The 17989-nt window shown below is 37.8% G+C and carries 15 protein-coding genes; 1 reads left to right on the top strand and 14 read right to left on the bottom strand.

Annotated features, from left to right (window positions below):
• Positions 1-139 precede the first annotated feature (139 nt).
• From JNUCC23_RS05950 to iadA, 14 genes are all read right to left on the bottom strand, one after another.
• Complete coding sequence (locus JNUCC23_RS05950) at positions 140-2158, bottom strand: ABC transporter ATP-binding protein (RefSeq protein ID WP_454214791.1); 2019 nt, start codon at positions 2156-2158, stop codon at positions 140-142.
• A 4-nt stretch (positions 2159-2162) separates the two neighbouring features.
• Complete coding sequence (locus JNUCC23_RS05945; RefSeq protein ID WP_403072450.1) at positions 2163-3908, bottom strand: ABC transporter ATP-binding protein; 1746 nt, start codon at positions 3906-3908, stop codon at positions 2163-2165.
• A 559-nt stretch (positions 3909-4467) separates the two neighbouring features.
• Complete coding sequence (gene lepB / locus JNUCC23_RS05940) at positions 4468-5016, bottom strand: signal peptidase I (RefSeq protein WP_062182488.1); 549 nt, start codon at positions 5014-5016, stop codon at positions 4468-4470.
• Positions 5017-5262: 246 nt separating this feature from the next.
• Positions 5263-6528 carry an exo-beta-N-acetylmuramidase NamZ family protein gene (locus tag JNUCC23_RS05935; RefSeq protein WP_403073964.1) on the bottom strand — a complete coding sequence of 422 codons (1266 nt, stop codon included), beginning with the start codon at positions 6526-6528 and terminating at the stop codon, positions 5263-5265.
• Between the two features lie 17 nt (positions 6529-6545).
• Entirely contained in the window at positions 6546-8624 is a 2079-nt protein-coding gene (locus JNUCC23_RS05930) for a glycoside hydrolase family 3 N-terminal domain-containing protein (RefSeq protein ID WP_454214788.1), read from the bottom strand.
• Between the two features lie 332 nt (positions 8625-8956).
• Entirely contained in the window at positions 8957-9724 is a 768-nt protein-coding gene (locus tag JNUCC23_RS05925; protein ID WP_454214786.1) for an ABC transporter permease, read from the bottom strand.
• A gap of 1 nt (position 9725) precedes the next feature.
• Positions 9726-10637, bottom strand: a complete 912-nt coding sequence (locus JNUCC23_RS05920) for an ABC transporter ATP-binding protein (RefSeq protein ID WP_454214784.1) — start codon at positions 10635-10637, stop codon at positions 9726-9728.
• Between the two features lie 19 nt (positions 10638-10656).
• Positions 10657-10851, bottom strand: coding sequence for a PLDc N-terminal domain-containing protein (locus JNUCC23_RS05915; RefSeq protein ID WP_062182497.1), 195 nt, complete (start codon positions 10849-10851; stop codon positions 10657-10659).
• Between the two features lie 579 nt (positions 10852-11430).
• A complete protein-coding gene (locus JNUCC23_RS05910) occupies positions 11431-12069 on the bottom strand; it encodes an SdpI family protein (protein ID WP_454214782.1) in 639 nt (212 codons plus the stop codon).
• A complete protein-coding gene (locus tag JNUCC23_RS05905; protein WP_062182503.1) occupies positions 12066-12338 on the bottom strand; it encodes an autorepressor SdpR family transcription factor in 273 nt (90 codons plus the stop codon). Before JNUCC23_RS05905 ends, JNUCC23_RS05910 begins: the two co-directional genes overlap by 4 nt.
• A gap of 277 nt (positions 12339-12615) precedes the next feature.
• Positions 12616-13980, bottom strand: coding sequence for a TrkH family potassium uptake protein (locus JNUCC23_RS05900; protein ID WP_403072432.1), 1365 nt, complete (start codon positions 13978-13980; stop codon positions 12616-12618).
• A gap of 455 nt (positions 13981-14435) precedes the next feature.
• The gene (locus JNUCC23_RS05895; RefSeq protein ID WP_454214779.1) at positions 14436-15278 is read right to left on the bottom strand and encodes an HAD family hydrolase; all 843 of its coding nucleotides are present in this window, start codon (positions 15276-15278) and stop codon (positions 14436-14438) included.
• A gap of 354 nt (positions 15279-15632) precedes the next feature.
• Positions 15633-15785 carry a YjcZ family sporulation protein gene (locus JNUCC23_RS05890; protein ID WP_082675071.1) on the bottom strand — a complete coding sequence of 51 codons (153 nt, stop codon included), beginning with the start codon at positions 15783-15785 and terminating at the stop codon, positions 15633-15635.
• A gap of 156 nt (positions 15786-15941) precedes the next feature.
• On the bottom strand, positions 15942-17117 hold the full coding sequence (gene iadA / locus JNUCC23_RS05885) for a beta-aspartyl-peptidase (protein ID WP_454214777.1): 1176 nt from the start codon (positions 17115-17117) through the stop codon (positions 15942-15944).
• 237 nt (positions 17118-17354) lie between these two features.
• Between iadA and JNUCC23_RS05880 the strand changes: the two genes are divergently transcribed.
• Positions 17355-17705 (top strand): hypothetical protein, encoded by a 351-nt coding sequence (locus tag JNUCC23_RS05880; protein ID WP_403072424.1) that lies wholly within the window; start codon positions 17355-17357, stop codon positions 17703-17705.
• Positions 17706-17989 lie beyond the last annotated feature (284 nt).

The raw sequence follows: 17989 nt of genomic DNA, 5'->3' as shown, positions 1-17989 counted from the left end.
AGCTATATGAGTAAGTCGCGAAGACCCGTCCCCTTGTCCTTCATACAAAAAAACGGCTCCATACTAGATAGAAATCCTCCGTTTACTAATATAGTAAGAGTATCCAATTAGTATAAAGCCGTCTACTATCTATTTATTGTTATCCTGCAGCCTCATTCTTCTGGCCTTGCTGCAATTCATACATTTGATAATACTTTCCTTTTTGAATCATCAATTCATCATGATTTCCATTTTCAACAATTCGTCCTTTATCAAGCACAAGAATTTGATCCGCGTTTCTAATCGTTGAGAGTCGATGAGCAATGATGAAAGTTGTTCTGCCTTTTTTCAAGACTTCCATCCCAGACTGAATGATGGCTTCTGTCTCCGTATCAATGCTTGCGGTCGCTTCATCTAAAATGAGAACAGCCGGGTTAAAGGCGAGTGCCCGGGCAAATGAGATGAGTTGTCGTTGTCCAGATGAAAGCGTGCTGCCTTTTTCAATAACCGGTTCATCTAATCCTTTTGATAAGTGACTTAATACTTTATCTCCACCAACATCACGTAGTGCTTTTTCAATCTCACTCCGAGAAATCACCTCATTTTCAAGGTTAATATTGGAGGCAATTGTACCTGTGAATAAATAAGGATCTTGAAGCACGATCCCCATATGCTCCCTAAGGGGTTGATGCGGAATTTCTTGAATGTTTTTCCCATCAATCATAATTTGCCCTTTATTCGTATCATAGAATCGAAATAGTAAATTCATAATCGAGCTTTTTCCTGATCCAGTGTGACCCACCAATGCAACAGTTTCCCCTTGTTTCGCTTGAAAAGTAATATCCTTTAACACATATTCATTTTCTTTATAACCAAATGACACATCTTTAAATTCCACATTTCCTTTGTAACGCGGAATGCTTTGATCCTCGACTGAAATTCCAGGTTCATCCAACAAGCTGAATGCTCGTTCTCCAGCCACTAACGCTTGCTCTAGGTTTGCGAACTGGTTGACGATTCCTTGAACTGGATGCAATAAACGATTGATAAAATCTACAACCGCATACAACATCCCTAAAGAAATAGCACTTGAAACGGTCAATGACATGCCACCGAAATACCAGATGAACAGCACCAATGCAATGGTTTTTAATACGCCAATTAAATTATGGCTTGTGAGTGAATTTAAGTTCAGCATTTTATTTTGGTACGTAAAATGCTCTTGGTTCAACTTTTCAAAAGATTCCTTTGCACTTTTTCCTTGGTTAAATGCTTGAATGATTGTCATCCCAGAAATCGATTCATTGATCATTCCATTAATATCACTGATTCTTGCTCGAATGATATGGTTATACTTTGAAGCAAACTTCCGGTAAATGATCGTCCAAATCACAAGGATTGGAACAAGAACGAGAGCTACCAGTGCGATCGGTGGGTTCAAGATGAATAAGGCAATGAACACCCCGATAATATTAATCGTACTTGAGAAAAAATTCGCAAGAACCGTTACATACAACTCACGGATTGCTTCTGTATCATTCGTAATCCTCGCAACAACTTTGCCAGCTGGTAAATTATCAAAATAGCGAATCGGCAGCCTCGACATATGTGTGAAGAGGTCATTACGCATCCGTTGAATAATTCGATTTGCTGATTTTTGTAAATAATAACTTTGGAAAAATTGAAACAGCGAGGAGATTAAAACAAGACCGAAATAAAAAGCTACAAGCATGAGGATTCTAGCAATCTCTGGTTGATAAAAGCTCATTAAGTCTTGTTTTCCTAAAACAGTTGCAGGAAACCTCTCCGATTGCCCATCTTTCGTAATTATTAACGTCGACCCATCCAATTTCCGGCTACCTTCAAACGGTACTGCACCTTCCACAAAGACAAATTTGATCCCAACTTGTAGAACCCTGACTTCCTGCCCTCTCGTTTCATGATTTGTAAAATAGTCAGTACGTTTATACCAGTTCCCTTGGTAAAAAACAGCGTCTTTACTTTCTTCTGTTTCGTACCATTTTGATTCAATGCCTAGAATATGGGAATCTATGATTTTCTTAGCAATGAACGGTCCTGTTAAATCAGCGGCTACGGAGATGGTTAACAGGATGAGCGCACCAATAATTAATTTTTTATATAGAGTTGCATATTGGTATAGTTTTTTTGCGACTTTCATACGTTCACCTCACAGTTCCTGCTTCTACTTGTTGACGTTCATATTGCTTCTTATACCAGCCGCCTAAAGCAAGTAGATCTTCATGCCTACCTTCTTCAATCACCTTACCGTTATCGAGTACAAGAATCCATTGGGCATGCGCAACAGCAGACAGGCGATGGGTCGTGATAATCGTCGTTTTACTGGCACGCTCTCTTTGGATATTTTCAATGATAGTTGTTTCTGTTTTCGCATCCACTGCAGACAATGAATCATCGAGAATCAAGATCTCTGGATCTTTAATCAATGCCCTCGCAATCGAAATTCGTTGTTTTTGCCCACCTGATAGAGCAACCCCTTTTTCACCAACAAGTGTTTCAAGCTTTTCAGGAAGCATTTCGAGATCTTTCTCGAAATCTGCCAAGCGAATGGCCTTCGCTAACTCCTCAGCTGTAGCATCCATTTTTCCAAACAAAATATTATCTTTTACGGATCTTGAAAAAAGAAAATGATCTTGCGGTACATAGCCAATCCACCCGCGGACTTCTTCAATCATCAACTGATTAATAGGGATTCCTGCAATCGAAAGTACGCCCTCTCCAAGCGGGTATTCCCGTAGGAGCTGTTTAACAAATGTCGTTTTCCCGCTTCCTGTTTTCCCGACAATTCCTAATGTTTGCCCGCGTCCAATCTTTACAGATACTTGGTCTAGGTTCACCACTTCAGACTTTGGGTACGTAAAGTGGACAGAATCAAATGATAGATCTTCAGGATGACCAATCAGTCCTGCACTAGGTTCATTTTTCACATCTACTTCATAGGACATCGTTTCAGTGAGACGATCAAGAGAAGCATTCCCACGCTGCATGATATTAATTAGCTCACCCATCGCGATCATTGGCCAAATCAACATGCCTAAATAGACATTAAAGGATACAAGATTGCCGAGTGTGATTAGCTGCTGAAACACCATATAGGCACCATACCCAAGACCAATCAAATAACTGATTCCAACAAGTATAGAGATAGTCGGGTCAAACAGTGAATCAATTTTCGCTACTTCCAGGTTCTTCTTATAGACATCTTCCGTCATTTCATCAAAACGGCGCTCATCTTCCCGTTCTTGAACATAAGCTCGAATCACCCGAACCCCCGCAACGGATTCAAGCACTTTATCATTTAAATTTCCAAAAGCAGTTTGTGCTTCTGTAAAACGTTTATGAATTCTTTTTCCATATACTTGCATCATAACTGCCATAATTGGCAGAGGTAAAACGGCCGCGATTGTTAAAGTCCAACTGACCGTCATTCCCATCACAAGCATTATCGTTAACGTAAACAAAACAGCATCAGCAAGAGTTAATATCCCAAATCCAGCCGTCATGGAGATCGCTTTTAAATCATTGGTTGCTCTCGCCATCAAATCGCCAGTTCGATTTTTTTCATAAAAAGTAGGGGTCATTTTTAACAGATGTCCCATAAACCCAGTCCTTAGCTTACGTTCGACCAAGTGACCGCCGCCAAACAATAAGTAACTCCATAGATAACCGAAAAGATAGCTTACTAGGCCAACGACTGCTAAATAAACGATATACCGAATGATCCCCTCACGAGTTAATGCTCCATTATTAATGTCATCAATTGCCATCCCAATCAGCTTAGGTGGTATGACCTCCATGATATTTACCAAGCATAAAAATAAAATCGCTATCGTGTATCGTTTCCATTGTTCTTTAAAATACCACGACAATTTTCTAAAAATCGAAAACATCTATTTTCCTCCCTTGTTTTCAAATCAGCTCTTCCTAGCCACTTTCTGGATCACAGACATTGAATAGTCTCACATTTTTAAGTACTTTCATTTTCGGTTCCTCCTTAAGGTTCTTCTTCCTTATATTGAAAGGATGCGAATGCATCTATTTCAATAAAAACAAAAAGCTCCCGCCACATAGCGAAAGCTTTTACATACCTTTACGTTCAAAAAAGAACGCAAACAATAGAAAAAGCGCAAGCCACGATATTTTCGCAGCCTGCGCTTGATGTAAGCACCCGTTAATAACTCTGTCAAAATGTCAAGACAAAGTACATAGGTAGGCTGTGATTGTATTCAAATTGCTACGTTTATGATCTCGTATAACAAATGTCATCATCACGTTCGCCTCCCACACATTAGTCTTTTTGTACATTTATGTAAAATAGATTACTATCAGTTAATCTCTTTGTCAATCCCTATTTTTTATATTTAAAATTATTTGAATTTTTTAGAAATATCTATATCATAAAAGATAACTTGACGAAAAAGTTGAAAAAATCTCTTCATGAATCACTTTCTATTTTACCTGTTGATTCTTAAATGGCCACACCTTGAATTTCACTTCCCCAATGATGGATTTCATAGGAATATACCCAAAATACCTGCTATCATTACTAACCAATCGGTTATCTCCTAAAACAAAAACATATCCTTCAGGGACCATCGAAAATCCTGTCACACTTTTTAAGGTAAAATCTCCGGTCAGCAGCGTTGTCGCTTTGAGTTGTTGCTTCGCTTTCAATAAATAGGATTCTGGATTCGGTTCTCCATTGATATATAAAAGGTCATCTTTCATTTCCACCGTATCCCCAGGCAGACCAATTACTCGTTTCACATAGTTTCCATCTCCGCTAGGGGCCCGAAAGACGACTGTATCAAACCGATCAATCTCACTCATTTTACTGATGATTACATAATTACCATCCTGATAATTAGGCATCATGGATTCACCACTCACCAAAGTGGGCGTAAATAGAAAGGTACGGCAAATTAAAACAATCATGATTGCAATGATACACGCCTTAAGGCACGATACAAATTCACCCTTAACTTGATTAAAACTCATCAAATCCACCCTCTTCAACAGTGATTACTATTAGTTTACCATTATTTTTTTCAAATAATATTAAGATTTTGAAAAGTTATTAAAAAATCTTAATATTTCAAGCGCTTAACGTTGCGCATAGTCACTGAAGATAAAAAGTCTCCAGATTCATACAAAACAAAGAAGGCCATCCACATTATGATCGGATGACCTTTAAGTTGTTTATATGTCGATTATCGAGTCTTGCCACCATCTATAGATGTTCCATTAATAAAGTAAATACTGAGACCTTGTTTTCTTAAAGTCATATAATTCTTTTTCCCATTGCTTCTTCATATCTTTCACGCTTCGTCTTTCTTCAATTCCTTGTCGGATCCAACCATTCCCTACAAGTTGGTCAAAAAATGAGATTCCCGCACGATTTGCAGCTTGGAATTGGAATTGATCTGGATATAAATCATGAACGGCCTTTACCATATGAACGCCTGTGTCAAACGGTTGAAATTTCTTCCGATCGGTTATATGGATCTGCACACCATGAGATAGCTGATTAGCAAACTTAGATGTGGTCGGTGTAAAGGATACCGGCCGAAAAATTACCCCAGATAATTTGAGCGTGTTCAACTGCTGGGCCAACTCCGTTCCATCGATAAATGGTGCGCCAATTAGTTCAAAAGGCTTTGTTGTTCCTCTCCCTTCTGAAATATTCGTACCTTCAAACAAAGCTATGCCCGGATAGACGATAGCCGTATCAAGAGTGGGCATGTTTGGCGAAGGAAGGACAAATTGCAAAGGTGTCTCATCATAATACACGTCCCGCTTCCAGCCTTTCATCTTGACAACGGTTAAATCAGCATCGATTTTGAACTTGCTATTAAACAGCTGTGCCAATTCCCCTATCGTCATTCCATGTCTTAGTGGAATGGCGTAATTCCCTACAAAAGAAGCATACTTCATGTCTAAAACGGTCCCTTCAACGGCCGTACCCGTCAATGGATTTGGGCGGTCTAATACGATGATTGGGATGCCTTTTTCCTTTGCAGCTTCCATTGCATAGGCCATTGTATAAATATACGTGTAGAATCGTGTTCCGACATCTTGAATGTCAAACAAAAGTACATCAATATTTTCTAGCATTTCAGGTGTTGGTTTCCTTGTTTGACCGTACAAACTATAAACAGGGAGTCCTGTTTTATCATCGATATAGAACTCCACATATTCGCCAGCCTTTGCAGAGCCGCGGACACCATGTTCTGGTCCGTATAAAGCAGTTAGTTTCATATCATCTTCGTCGTTTAAGAGATCAACAATATTAGTAAGCTCCTGATCCACCCCAGTTGGGTTCGTGATGAGCCCAACTCTTTTTCCTTGAAGTAACTTCTTTTGTTCTGTAAGCAATACTTCAACGCCTAATTTGAACTTTTTATCTACCATTCCTTTATCCTTGTTTGATTTCTCGCTTTCCGCCCAAGCAATGGATAGTGATGAAAAAATGAGAGCCATGGTCAAAATCGCGAGATACTTTTTCTTCAACATTAGCCCTCCTCCTTTTACAAGGTAAGTCCATGACCATATTCATATAGCATTCCACTACCATCTAGTGTTGGAATAGCGACTGGTAGCTTACCTTGAGGAGTGATTTCCCCAAAGATAGCGGCTCCAGCGGCTTCAAAACTTACTGGTCTAAATCCGTACATGGCGAGATACGAATCAATCGCTGGAAATGCCATAACATCATATGGATTACGGATGCCGATTCCGATCACTGGAGCATTTGTTTCAGCAATCACTTGATTAATCATTTTCATTTGCGGGTTCTCAAGTAAACGGTCTGCTACTGTCGAAGTGTCTGATCCGATAATGACGGCTTTAGCATCACGAATCCTTTCCAATTGTTCAGCTGCTAGAGGATAGTTTGCATTGGCCTCAATAACCGTTATATGTTGATGGTGTTTTTTAACCGCGTTTGCTAAATCAGTGAGATATGTTCGTCCAAGGACGACAATTTCATCCCCTTCATTAAGTTGTAACGGCAATACGTGATTGTTTTTTACAAGCGTAATCGATTTTTCAGCTGCTTCTTTTTCAATTTGTTTATGCTCTGGAGACCCAATAACATCCAGCGCATAAGCGACTTTTTCAGAAATTAGCTGAGGTGTTTCTTCCTTCATAATTCCCCGCTTTATTTTCAATGTAAGAATTCTCTCAACAGATTGTTCAATTCTTTTTTCTGATAGTTCCTTTGTTTTTACCGCTTCAACTAAACCATTAGCAACATCTTCCAAACCAACAGGCATTAATACGATATCTGCACCCGCTTTTACAGCACGAATTGCCGCATCGACTGATCCGAAATGCTCGGCAATGGCATTCATATTCATCGCGTCTGTCGTAATAACTCCCTCAAATTTCAATTCATTTCTCATCAATTCCGTTAAGACTTTGTATGATAATGTTGCTGGTAGTGCAATTTCTTCTCCCGTTTTTTGCGAGATGACCTTTGTATTATCGATTTTAGGAAAGGTAACATGCGCGGTCATAATCGCATCAATATTTGCCTCCATTGCCTTTTGAAAAGGATAAAGTTCAACCTCTTTTAGCCTCTCTTTGTCATAGGGTACTTCAGGTAGACCAAGATGAGAGTCGACAGCGGTATCTCCATGCCCCGGGAAATGCTTGGCCGTCGCTGCAACTCCAGCTGTTTGCAACCCTTTAGCATAAGCAGTCCCAAGTTCAGCCACAAGCTTTGGATCCTCTCCAAATGATCGAACCCCGATCACTGGGTTATCAGGATTATTATTCACATCCATGTCAGGTGCAAAGTTCATGTTAATGCCGAGTGAGGCTAATTCCTCTCCAATCGCCAGTCCTACCCTCGAAGTTAATTCAGGAGAACGAGTGGCACCCAATGCCATATTTCCAGGCATATCTGTTCCAGATTGCAGCCGCGTAACAGCTCCACCTTCCTGATCCATTGTCATCAGCAATCCATATTTCTCAGCTGCTTGTTGATAATCCGCAACAAGTCTCGTTGTTTGCTCTGTTGATACGACATTTTCTTGGAATAATATAACCCCACCTAAATGATACTTCTTAACAAGTGCGTAAATCTCTGGAAGCATTTTCGTTACATGACTGCCTTCCCACGTTCGGAAGTCTGGCATCAACATTTGGCCAACCTTTTCTTCCAGTGCCATTTTTTTTATCGCTTGATTGATTACATCATATCTTTTCCCTTTTTTCTTCACAAGTTCACCTTGCCCCTTGTAACGAACGCCAATCTGATCTTTTAATTTCCCTTTTGAAACCTTAATCTGCGCGCTTCCATTCTTACCCGTGAATTTTACATTTCCTAGTTGATCAACCTTTGCTACCTTAGGATTCGTTGATTGCCATTTCACCTCTGATGTTGTGTGTTCAAAATGACCATCTTCGTATCTTTGGATCGCTTTTAACACAAATAATTTCCCTGAAGTTGTTTCTATTTGAGGGATATTTTGAAAAACAATCAAGTCTTGGACCGTAGTATCCCTTGTCTTTGCTAGACCAGGACTCGTTATTGTAATCTGGGAAATAATGATCGCCGCAATCATCATGTACATCCATATCATTTTCATCGCTTGGCTCATTGCACTCCTCCTAACTCATCATTCGTAGTGTTCCCTTATTAAGAAAAAATTACCTATTTAGAGGTGATTACAAATAGCCTAACAATAATCGATGAGCTTCATCTATATAGCCTTTGCCCTTTTCAATCACATTAAATTCAGATTGTGAAAACTGTTATACCGGTTATAAAAGACCGTTTTATCCACCATTTAACAAAGTGAAACTTCCATCAGTGGTTTTTTTCATCCTCAAATGATTGCTCTTAAAAAAATTGATATGGAGTATTACAGCCCGTTAAACCGAGATTAACTTTAAAAAGGATAGCCCAATCGCTATCCTTCGACTTTCTATATTATATTTCCTGCCTTTTTAATTGGACAATGCCTACTGCCAAAACAAGAACGATTAAGAAAAATACGCCAAGTAAAGGCCCTGCTAAATCAATTATATTTCCTTTCATAAACTCATTAGCTCCATTTACCAAACCATGCGGCAAATAATCTACCCATCGTGCTTGTAGGAATTTAGGAACATTCATAATCAGCAAGTAAAGGACAAGGGAGATAAACCCAGCTGTGACTGCACTTTTGGAAAAAGATGAAGCACAGATTGAGAGAGTGATAATTAAAACGATAATCGGGAGATAAAGCAAGAGGCCGCCGATTGTATCTGCCCAAATTAAATTCTCTGAAAATAATAAGTTCGTATAATAAGCGGTTAACAGCATTCCAAAGATAAAACTCCCAACTGCAAACAACGAATACGCCGACCATTTTGCGAGTAGGTAAACCGCTCTGCTGACTGGTTTGACAAGCACCATCGCAGCTACTCCTTTTTCTCTTTCACCAGCAATACTTCCCATTGAAATAAGAATTAGTATAATGACACCAATTAGTTCAAAATTACTAAATGCAGCTGACATCATTTCTGATGTAGATAGTTCTGGGATTTCAATAACAGCTCCTTCCGGCATTTCACGCGCTAATAAATCGGGCAAAAGTTTCATTGAAATTGGAAAACTAATCATTAAGACAGCAAAGGCGATCGGAACGAAAATGATTTTGTACGTACCCATCAGTTCTTTCCATTCTTTTTGGAACATTCTCATGAATATCATCATATTAACGCACCTTTCTTAAAAAGATATCTTCCAAAGAAGGTGTATCTACCTGATAGGAAATAAGCATGGCACCTGATTGAGAAATAAGTTTCGGCAATTGAGCACCCGCTATATTCATATCCTTTACAGTCAAGATATAGTCATTAATGTTCACTTGAATATTTTTAACCCATACCTGTTCATCGAGAACCTTTGTTAACGCTCGCTTTGCTTCTGAAATTGAAAAACGAATGACTGGACTTGTATACATTGATTTTAGTTCTTGTATATCAGATGCCAAAACCATCTCTCCTTTATCAATCATAATGATGTGATCCGCTACTTTTTCAACATCATCCAGTATGTGGCTGGACATAAAAATCATCATGTTCTCCTTCAATTTCATAATCATCATTAACATTTCATGACGTCCAACAGGGTCTAAAGCAGATACTGGTTCATCAAGAATTAATAGTTTAGGCTGATTCATTAATGCTTGTGCAAGTCCTAGTCTTTGTTTCATGCCTCCGCTATAGCCTGAAATTTTCCGATTGCGCGCCTCCCATATTCCACACTCCTGCAATAAGCTTTTTGCTCGCTCTTCAATCGTCTTCTTCTCTAAACGAAATAGCTGGCCGACCCATTGCATCCATTCTCTCCCTGTCATATATTCATAAAATGCTGGGTGTTGAGGTAAATAGCCCATTGTTTCAGTTAATTTTTCTTTCTCTTTTTGAACATCTAAACCGTTCACTTTCACAATTCCCGAAGTCGGTTCAGAAAGTCCTACCAACATGCGAATTGCTGTCGTCTTCCCAGCACCATTTTTGCCGAGAAAGCCGAAACAGCCATTTCCTTCAATTGAAAAACTAATTCCATTTAGTGCCTGAAATGAATTATACTTTTTCGTAACATTCTCACAATGTATCATCATTCATCTTTCCTCCCGAATCTCAATCAGTTTTTCTTCCGAATATTAAGTAGAAAATCGGCCCAATTGTGCTAATCAGTATAATCACTAGTACCCAAACCAGCTTATTCTCGCCTTTCACCATACTCCTTTCTCGTTTGAGTAAATCCCTGAGTGCAATACCTTTTAAAATAAGTTCAAAAATAATAATTGGAAATAAAAGTTGAAGATATTCCATAATGGCTCTCTCCTTTTTAATTAGTTATTTAAGTAAATACTTAAATGTATGAAATGATTGTAAAATCCGTTATTTTTTTATTAATAAAGGAAGCCCCATTCATCCTATATTCATACATGTTTGAAATGAGTTTAATATGTCGACTAGTCCAATCAATTTTAGCGAACAAGAATATACTATATTTGTATAGAGGGGGTGTTTTCATGAGTCACGGAAATAGGAACCATTCTGGCAAGCATTCGAATAAAGATTGCTGTCACAAGTACAGCCATTGTTATTGGGATAATTTCTTGGATAATGTATTATATGAATGTTCTAATTGGGAAGATCGGTATGGAGGATCTACCCGAAAATAGTTTTATCTTGGACAAGACTTGTTATAATCCTTTTCTGTTAGGATGAGAGAAACCATGTAAATTGCTGCATGGTTTCTTGTGTCTATTTTACTGTATTATCATTTACAGACAGTTCCATTACATCTCCTTCATCACTATATTTCTCAAAATCCCATAAAGGAGAGCGTTTTGGTGAGCTCATTAATAGACTGATCCAAAAGGTTACAAAGGTCTCTTATCACATTCACTCCATATCCATTCTCCGATATACCCAATACGAATAGACAATAGGTAAGATAATGATTAGAAAAATAACTGGAAACATGAATATCCTAACAAGAGAATCTGGTAAAAAAGGAGAAATTATAAATAAGAATCCTGCTAGAATAAAGATCCGTGACCCAAAGCGATGCGTTTTTTTCCAAACCGTATCATTACTCAATGTCCATGGTGTTCTAATTCCGACAAAATAATTCGGTTTGACGGAATGCATATAATTTCCCAGTACGATAAACAAGAATCCAACGATAAATGGAACTATTTTTCCGATAGGGATGTCATAGCCTATTCCAGTAAAAATAACGAGGGCATTTATCAAAAAGAGAAAAAATAAAATGGCGATTGTAATCATGGAATAAGATCTAGAAAACTTCTGATAATTCTTCCTCTTCGGATCAAGTTTAGGTGAAAAAATCAACAATACGTATAGAATGATCATCATACCTATATTCATTAGCATTGCATTAAATTTCGTGGCATACCCATCTGCGACTCCATTGAGGTTCCAATGTATCGGTATTTGCGTTGGTAGCTGCTGATAGAATACAAGCCATAAGATAGCGGTGGCCGCTATCAATAAGACAGGTAAAAGATGTTTCTTCATTTCTGTCCATCTCCTTTATCGATAAAATCCAATGCCCAGCTGATTAATTCCTGAAACACCGTCGTATTTAAAGAATAGACAACATACTGACCTTTTTTCTCATCCTGCACAAGATCAGCATTTTTCAATAATTTGAGGTGCTGGGAAATGCTCGGCTTTGTCATATTAAAATGATCTGAAATCTCCCCTGCTGTTAAATCTCGATCCTTCAATAAGTCCAAGATTTTTCTACGGGTCGGATCAGAAAGAGCCTTAAACGCATTATTCATAGGTTAATTCCTTTCAAATTCATTTAAGTATTTAACTAAATACTACAATGGATTTTTATATTTGTAAATATAGGATTTGTTTATTTTTTAAGATATAACGGTTAACACTGCTACAATTGATACAGTTAAGAGTAGACAATTTATTAACAGAGTCAGCTGGCGCGCAAATTCGATTTCTGAATCGTAGTGCCCGAAGAGAAGGGTCTCCGAGGCAAGTTTCTGAAAAATTGGGTATAAAAAAATCCGGGTCCTAAAAAACGATCCCCGAATTTTTCCATTAGCCTATAATAACTCTCTCTTTCGGATAATGATAATTTGTTTCCTTTTTCTTGCCGCCAATAATAAATAAGAATGAAGTAAGGCCAATTCTTCCTATGAACATCAAAACCATGAGAACGAATTTCCCAAAAATGCTAAGATCCGGGGTGATTCCCATAGACAAGCCTACCGTACCGAAGGCAGAGCAAACTTCAAAAACGATCTCGATTAGCTGATGGTAAGGATCAGAAATACTGATTGCGACTACCGAAGTAAAGCACATGACAATAGCCAATAGCGTAATGGCCAGTGACTTCATGATATCATCTTGATGAAGCTCTCGCTTAAAGACTTTGATATCACGATTGCCTTTAGCAAAATGATAAATAAATAATATGTTTAAAGCAAATGTTGTCGTTCGAATTCCTCCGCCCACTGAAGTCGGGGATCCGCCAATAAACATGAGAACACTCATAACTAAGAGCGTTGGCAGCGTAAATTCGGTCACATCCATCGTAGAGAGACCTGCACTTCTCGTCGTTGCTGCTTGGAAAAAAGCATAGAAAAAACTTTTGTGCCATGTCAAATCCTTAAAATAATGTTGATATTCAAATAGCAAAATAAGAATTGTTCCAATCACGAGAAGAATTCCATATGTTGATGTGGCCAATCTTGTAAATAGTGAAAAACGGAAAGGATGTTCAAGGTCGGTCTTTTTCCTAATTAAAAATTCCTTTACTTCAATTAATACTGGGAATCCAATCGCCCCAAGAATAATTAGGATAATCGTTATTAATTGCACAAAATAATCGTTCGCATATGGAACAAGAGACTGACCAGTTATATCCATTCCGGCATTTGTTGTCGCAGTTACAGATGCAAATAAACCTTGGAGAAAAGCTTCCTTCCAAGTTGGATAATAGTTCAAGAAATGCACGCCTAGAATAAATGCCCCTAAAAGCTCGATAAGAATAATAAGCTTGATTATTTCCCTAACTAATTGAACAAGTCCTGATAATGCGAGCTGATTATGATCGACCATTATTAACCGTCGACCCCGTAATCCAATTTTCCGGCCTAAAATCATCCAGAAAAATGTGCTAATGGCCATAATACCAAGGCCCGCGAATTGCAAGACGATCATAATGACAAAATACCCAAATACACTATATGTTTCCGAAATATTAAAAACAGTCAACCCTGTATCACTTACCACACTTACAGCTGTAAAGACTGTATCAATAAAGGACACTTCGACTCCAGGCTTATGTACTGCCGGAATACTGAATAATAAAATTGATATAGTTACGGCCATTAAATAATAACCTGTAATAATCTTTGCAGGTGACAGTTTCTCCAGCCTGCTTTTTATGTTACTCCACATTGATTACATATCCCTTCGATTTTTTCCATATCCCCTATCATAAAGAATATCAGATGTATTTGAAAGTACCATTTATATATTTTGTATCTTTTATTTTTAGCCGTGTTAAATCGTTCTTTTGATTTTTTTAGTGTAGTATGGAAGATCTCAAAGTATGTACTCCATTCTTCTTCGGATAACCGTTCAATTAAGATCCATTCATATTTTTCATCGCTACAAGTATGGTCACCAAAAAAGAAGTCTAAGCGTCTACCATCTAAAAACAGTGAATTCAGTTAGCTAATTAACGCAGAAAGGAGGATATTCCATAAATAAAAGGTCCGACCTCGCAACTACTGCACACAGCTTAATTAAAGTGTAAGAAACACTATGTACTGTGTAGCGAGTGCTAGGTCAGACCCTTTTGGGATACCCTCATTAGTTTACGTTTATGCTTACGGCTATCTTAAATTTTCTTAAACAACAGTAGTCTCTGATATTTCCTCTTCTATTTTTATTAATTTTAAAAGATGGCGCACTGCATAAGCAAACCCATCTTCGTCATTTGTCTTTGTTATTAAATCCGCTTTTTGTTGAATATGAAGGGGAGCATTTCCCATTGCAACTGACTTAGTTGCTACTTCAAATTGGGCAAGATCGTTGCCCCCATCACCAAAAGCATAGATCTCATCAAACGATAGATTCATAATTTCTTGATATCGAAACAATGCTTTCCCTTTATGTGCTTCATGTGAAGTAATTTCTAAATTATTAGGGAATGAAGAAGCCATTGTAACGTCATCGGTATCCACTAATGCCTTTATTACTTCCTCAATTCTTTCCACATCTTCTTGGTGGACCAAAGCAATTAATTTATAGATTTTAAGATTGTCATGTTTTAAAATGTCATCGTAATTATATTCCTGAAATAGAGTATTCAGTTCTTCTTTACTCTTATGATGTAGTGGTGGCAAAGTAGAAGGGAATCCTCCATAATTCGTATAGACAAGAATACCTACCCCTAATTTTTGTAAAATAGAGAATATCTTTTTATATGTCGAAATAGAAAGGGTTGCTTCATATAATATCTCTCCGCTTTCTGAGTACAGAACAGAACCATTTACGCAAAAAATCGGAACATCCATCTTTTGTACGGCTTTGAGTTTTATGACATCCGCATAAGCTCTTCCCGTATTCAAAATGAGCTTATAACCTTTTTCATTTAATTCTTCTAAAGCTCTTATATTTCCCTCAGTAATTTCATCTTGAGGATTTAACAACGTACCATCTAAATCAATTGAAATACATTTCATCTTCATCCCAATCCCTTTCTTCTCTTTATATTTCTATATACGTCCATTCTATCTCAAATGAAAGGTTAATTCTCCTGTTTTTATATGTCAAAGCGATTTAACTGTTCCACACCCAACTAAAAACCAATAATATGTATTTTGTTAAGATTATTATTTTCTATCTGAAACCCACCTATTAGAGATTCCTATTCGATATCAATTCGAAATTCCCCTCTTACTTTACCATATTATTAAATAGTGTTTCATTCTTCATAAATACGCATGAATGATTTGAAAATCTTTGATACATATACTGACATTAAAAAGCGGAATCTAACGCGAAGAAACCGACCTATAATTAGATCGGCTTTTTTAAACATTTTAGCAGTATCCACCATATCCGTATCCTGGAGCAACTCCACCGCCAAATCCACCACAGAAACTAGCTCCAACAATGATTAGCAGAATAAACAAAACAACGATAAAGGCGAAACCTCCGCCAAATCCAAAACCACCATCTACACAACCTGACATACACAAACATCTCCTTTTTTTTGAGGAGGTACTTACATGGGTTAATTGTATAGTATGTTTTTATTAGGTAAATGACACAACAACTTTGATAAAGATTTTAAAAGTGGGTTCGTCCTTAGTTGAATAGGTAACATTTGCTTCATTCCTCTAGTTTATTCAATTCTCAAATGTGCCCTTTACAATTGCTTCGCCGTTCTCGACCATTTTCTGTCCCATTGCAAAGACCGTATCAATTTTGTACGTTTCTTTGTTTAGTAAGATTAAATCCGCATCTTTCTTCGCTTCTATACGGCCTTTTCCTACTAATTTTAAAATACTCGCTGGATTTTCTGTGACCACTCTAACTGCATCTTCAATCGACACACCGTCCCAAATAATCGCATCAACAACCGCCTCGTAAAGGGACATACATTTCCCAACATTCAGCCCAAGCAGATTTCCACCCCCATCAAAATTCGGAAGGCTCGCTTGTCCATCAGAGGTAAACGTAATCTTCGTAGGCTCGACACCTGCATCCAATGCTTGTTTTAAGGCTGTACTTGCTTTTACTTCTCCATCATCCAGGAATTGTTGGACAGTGCTTGTTGTGAAATCTATATAGCCCCCTTTTTTGGCAAAGTTAATTCCTGCTTCAAATAGGTGAGGATTTCGATTGATATGCGTAGGATAGAACTGACTAATTGGAAGTTCTGTTTTTTCTACTACTTCCTCGATTACCTGTAAATGATCATGGCTATCTCCTACATGGATATTCACGATACCTGATTTCCCGGATAAAAGGCCACCATTTCTAGCTTGGGAAGCAAGTTTAGCGATTTCCTCCACAGTCGGCTGTGAGGAACGATGGTCTGCAATTGCAATTTCCCCAACGCCAATAATTTTATCAACTAAGATAAGATCGTCTTCTATTTTGCCTGTCAGTGTTTTCACTGGTACTTGATATGAGCCTGTCTGCACAAAACAGGTGATGCCTTCTTCTTCAAGTGCTCTTGCTTTTGCCAATAAAGCAGGCATCGTCCTTGTCGTACCGTCCGTGCCAATAACTCCGACTAACGTTGTAATTCCTGCGAGCGTTGCATCTGTTAGCTGAATTTCAGGTGTTCTCGTCTTATAACCACCTTCTCCACCACCGCCAATGAGATGAACATGCGCATCGATAAATCCTGGAACGACTAGCATACTAGTGGCGTCGATTACGTCAATCTCGACGAAATTTTCTGGTCTTTCAATTGTATCTTGCACGAATCCGATTTGCTTCCCTACCAACAAAACATCTTTTTTCCCTAGATATTCAGGAGCATACACTTCACCGTTTTTGATTAAAGTTAACATGAAAGTCTTCCTTCCTATATAAAACTTCTACTTTTTATCATTTCGCTAACCACTTGAGATATTTCTTACAAAAAATAGGATTTCAAGATTCTCTAACTAGGTTCCTTTTATCATTATACCTTTGAAAGGTTTTATTTATTAAAAGCTCGGGTACATATCTATCATATCTAATAAAAACAATGGAAAATCGAAGAACAGAACCTAGCTTAATTAATCCCATAAATGGAGGCTTCAATTATGAAACAAACTATATCTCAAATTACGATTAATGAACAACTAAATATCCGGCAAATCACGGAATTATTCCAAGTCATAAAGGACTATCCCGGGTCCATTACCTTACAATGTGAAGCGCGTACTGTGGAGCCAAAACGTTTATCTAAACTTGTTTCTTTCATGCTTACTTTAAAAGATTGCAAACAGCTAAAAATACATATAGCCGGTAACCATATTCAACATGTCATATCCAAAATCAAAAATTGTTGTCAGCCTAGCCAACAACATCGAGAAACTACATACAACATTTACATAAATAATAAACAGAAACTTCAATCAGTGGGCGTTTTTTCATCTCCCACTAATGCTTAGTCACGTTCTAGTATCGCTAAATCGCAAACTATCCGTAGATAAAGCGATACTACGAATTAAGGTTAAACGAACAGAGACATAAGTACGCCGTGTCCTCATTTCTTCGTCTGTGTGACCCAAACTTACCAATTAGGGATTTACAGGCTATTAAACCAGGATAAAAAATCTTGTGAGAACTAAAATAAACATTCAGTGTTCGATCATGGATAATAGGAAGTGAATAAATGAGAGCAATTCTTATGATTATTGGTGCAATCGTGGTAATTGGTTTTCTTATTAACCTA

The sequence above is a fragment of the Peribacillus sp. JNUCC 23 genome (assembly GCF_053653995.1).
Note: the sequence above shows the minus strand (reverse complement) of the source record. Positions and strands in the feature narration are given on the sequence as shown.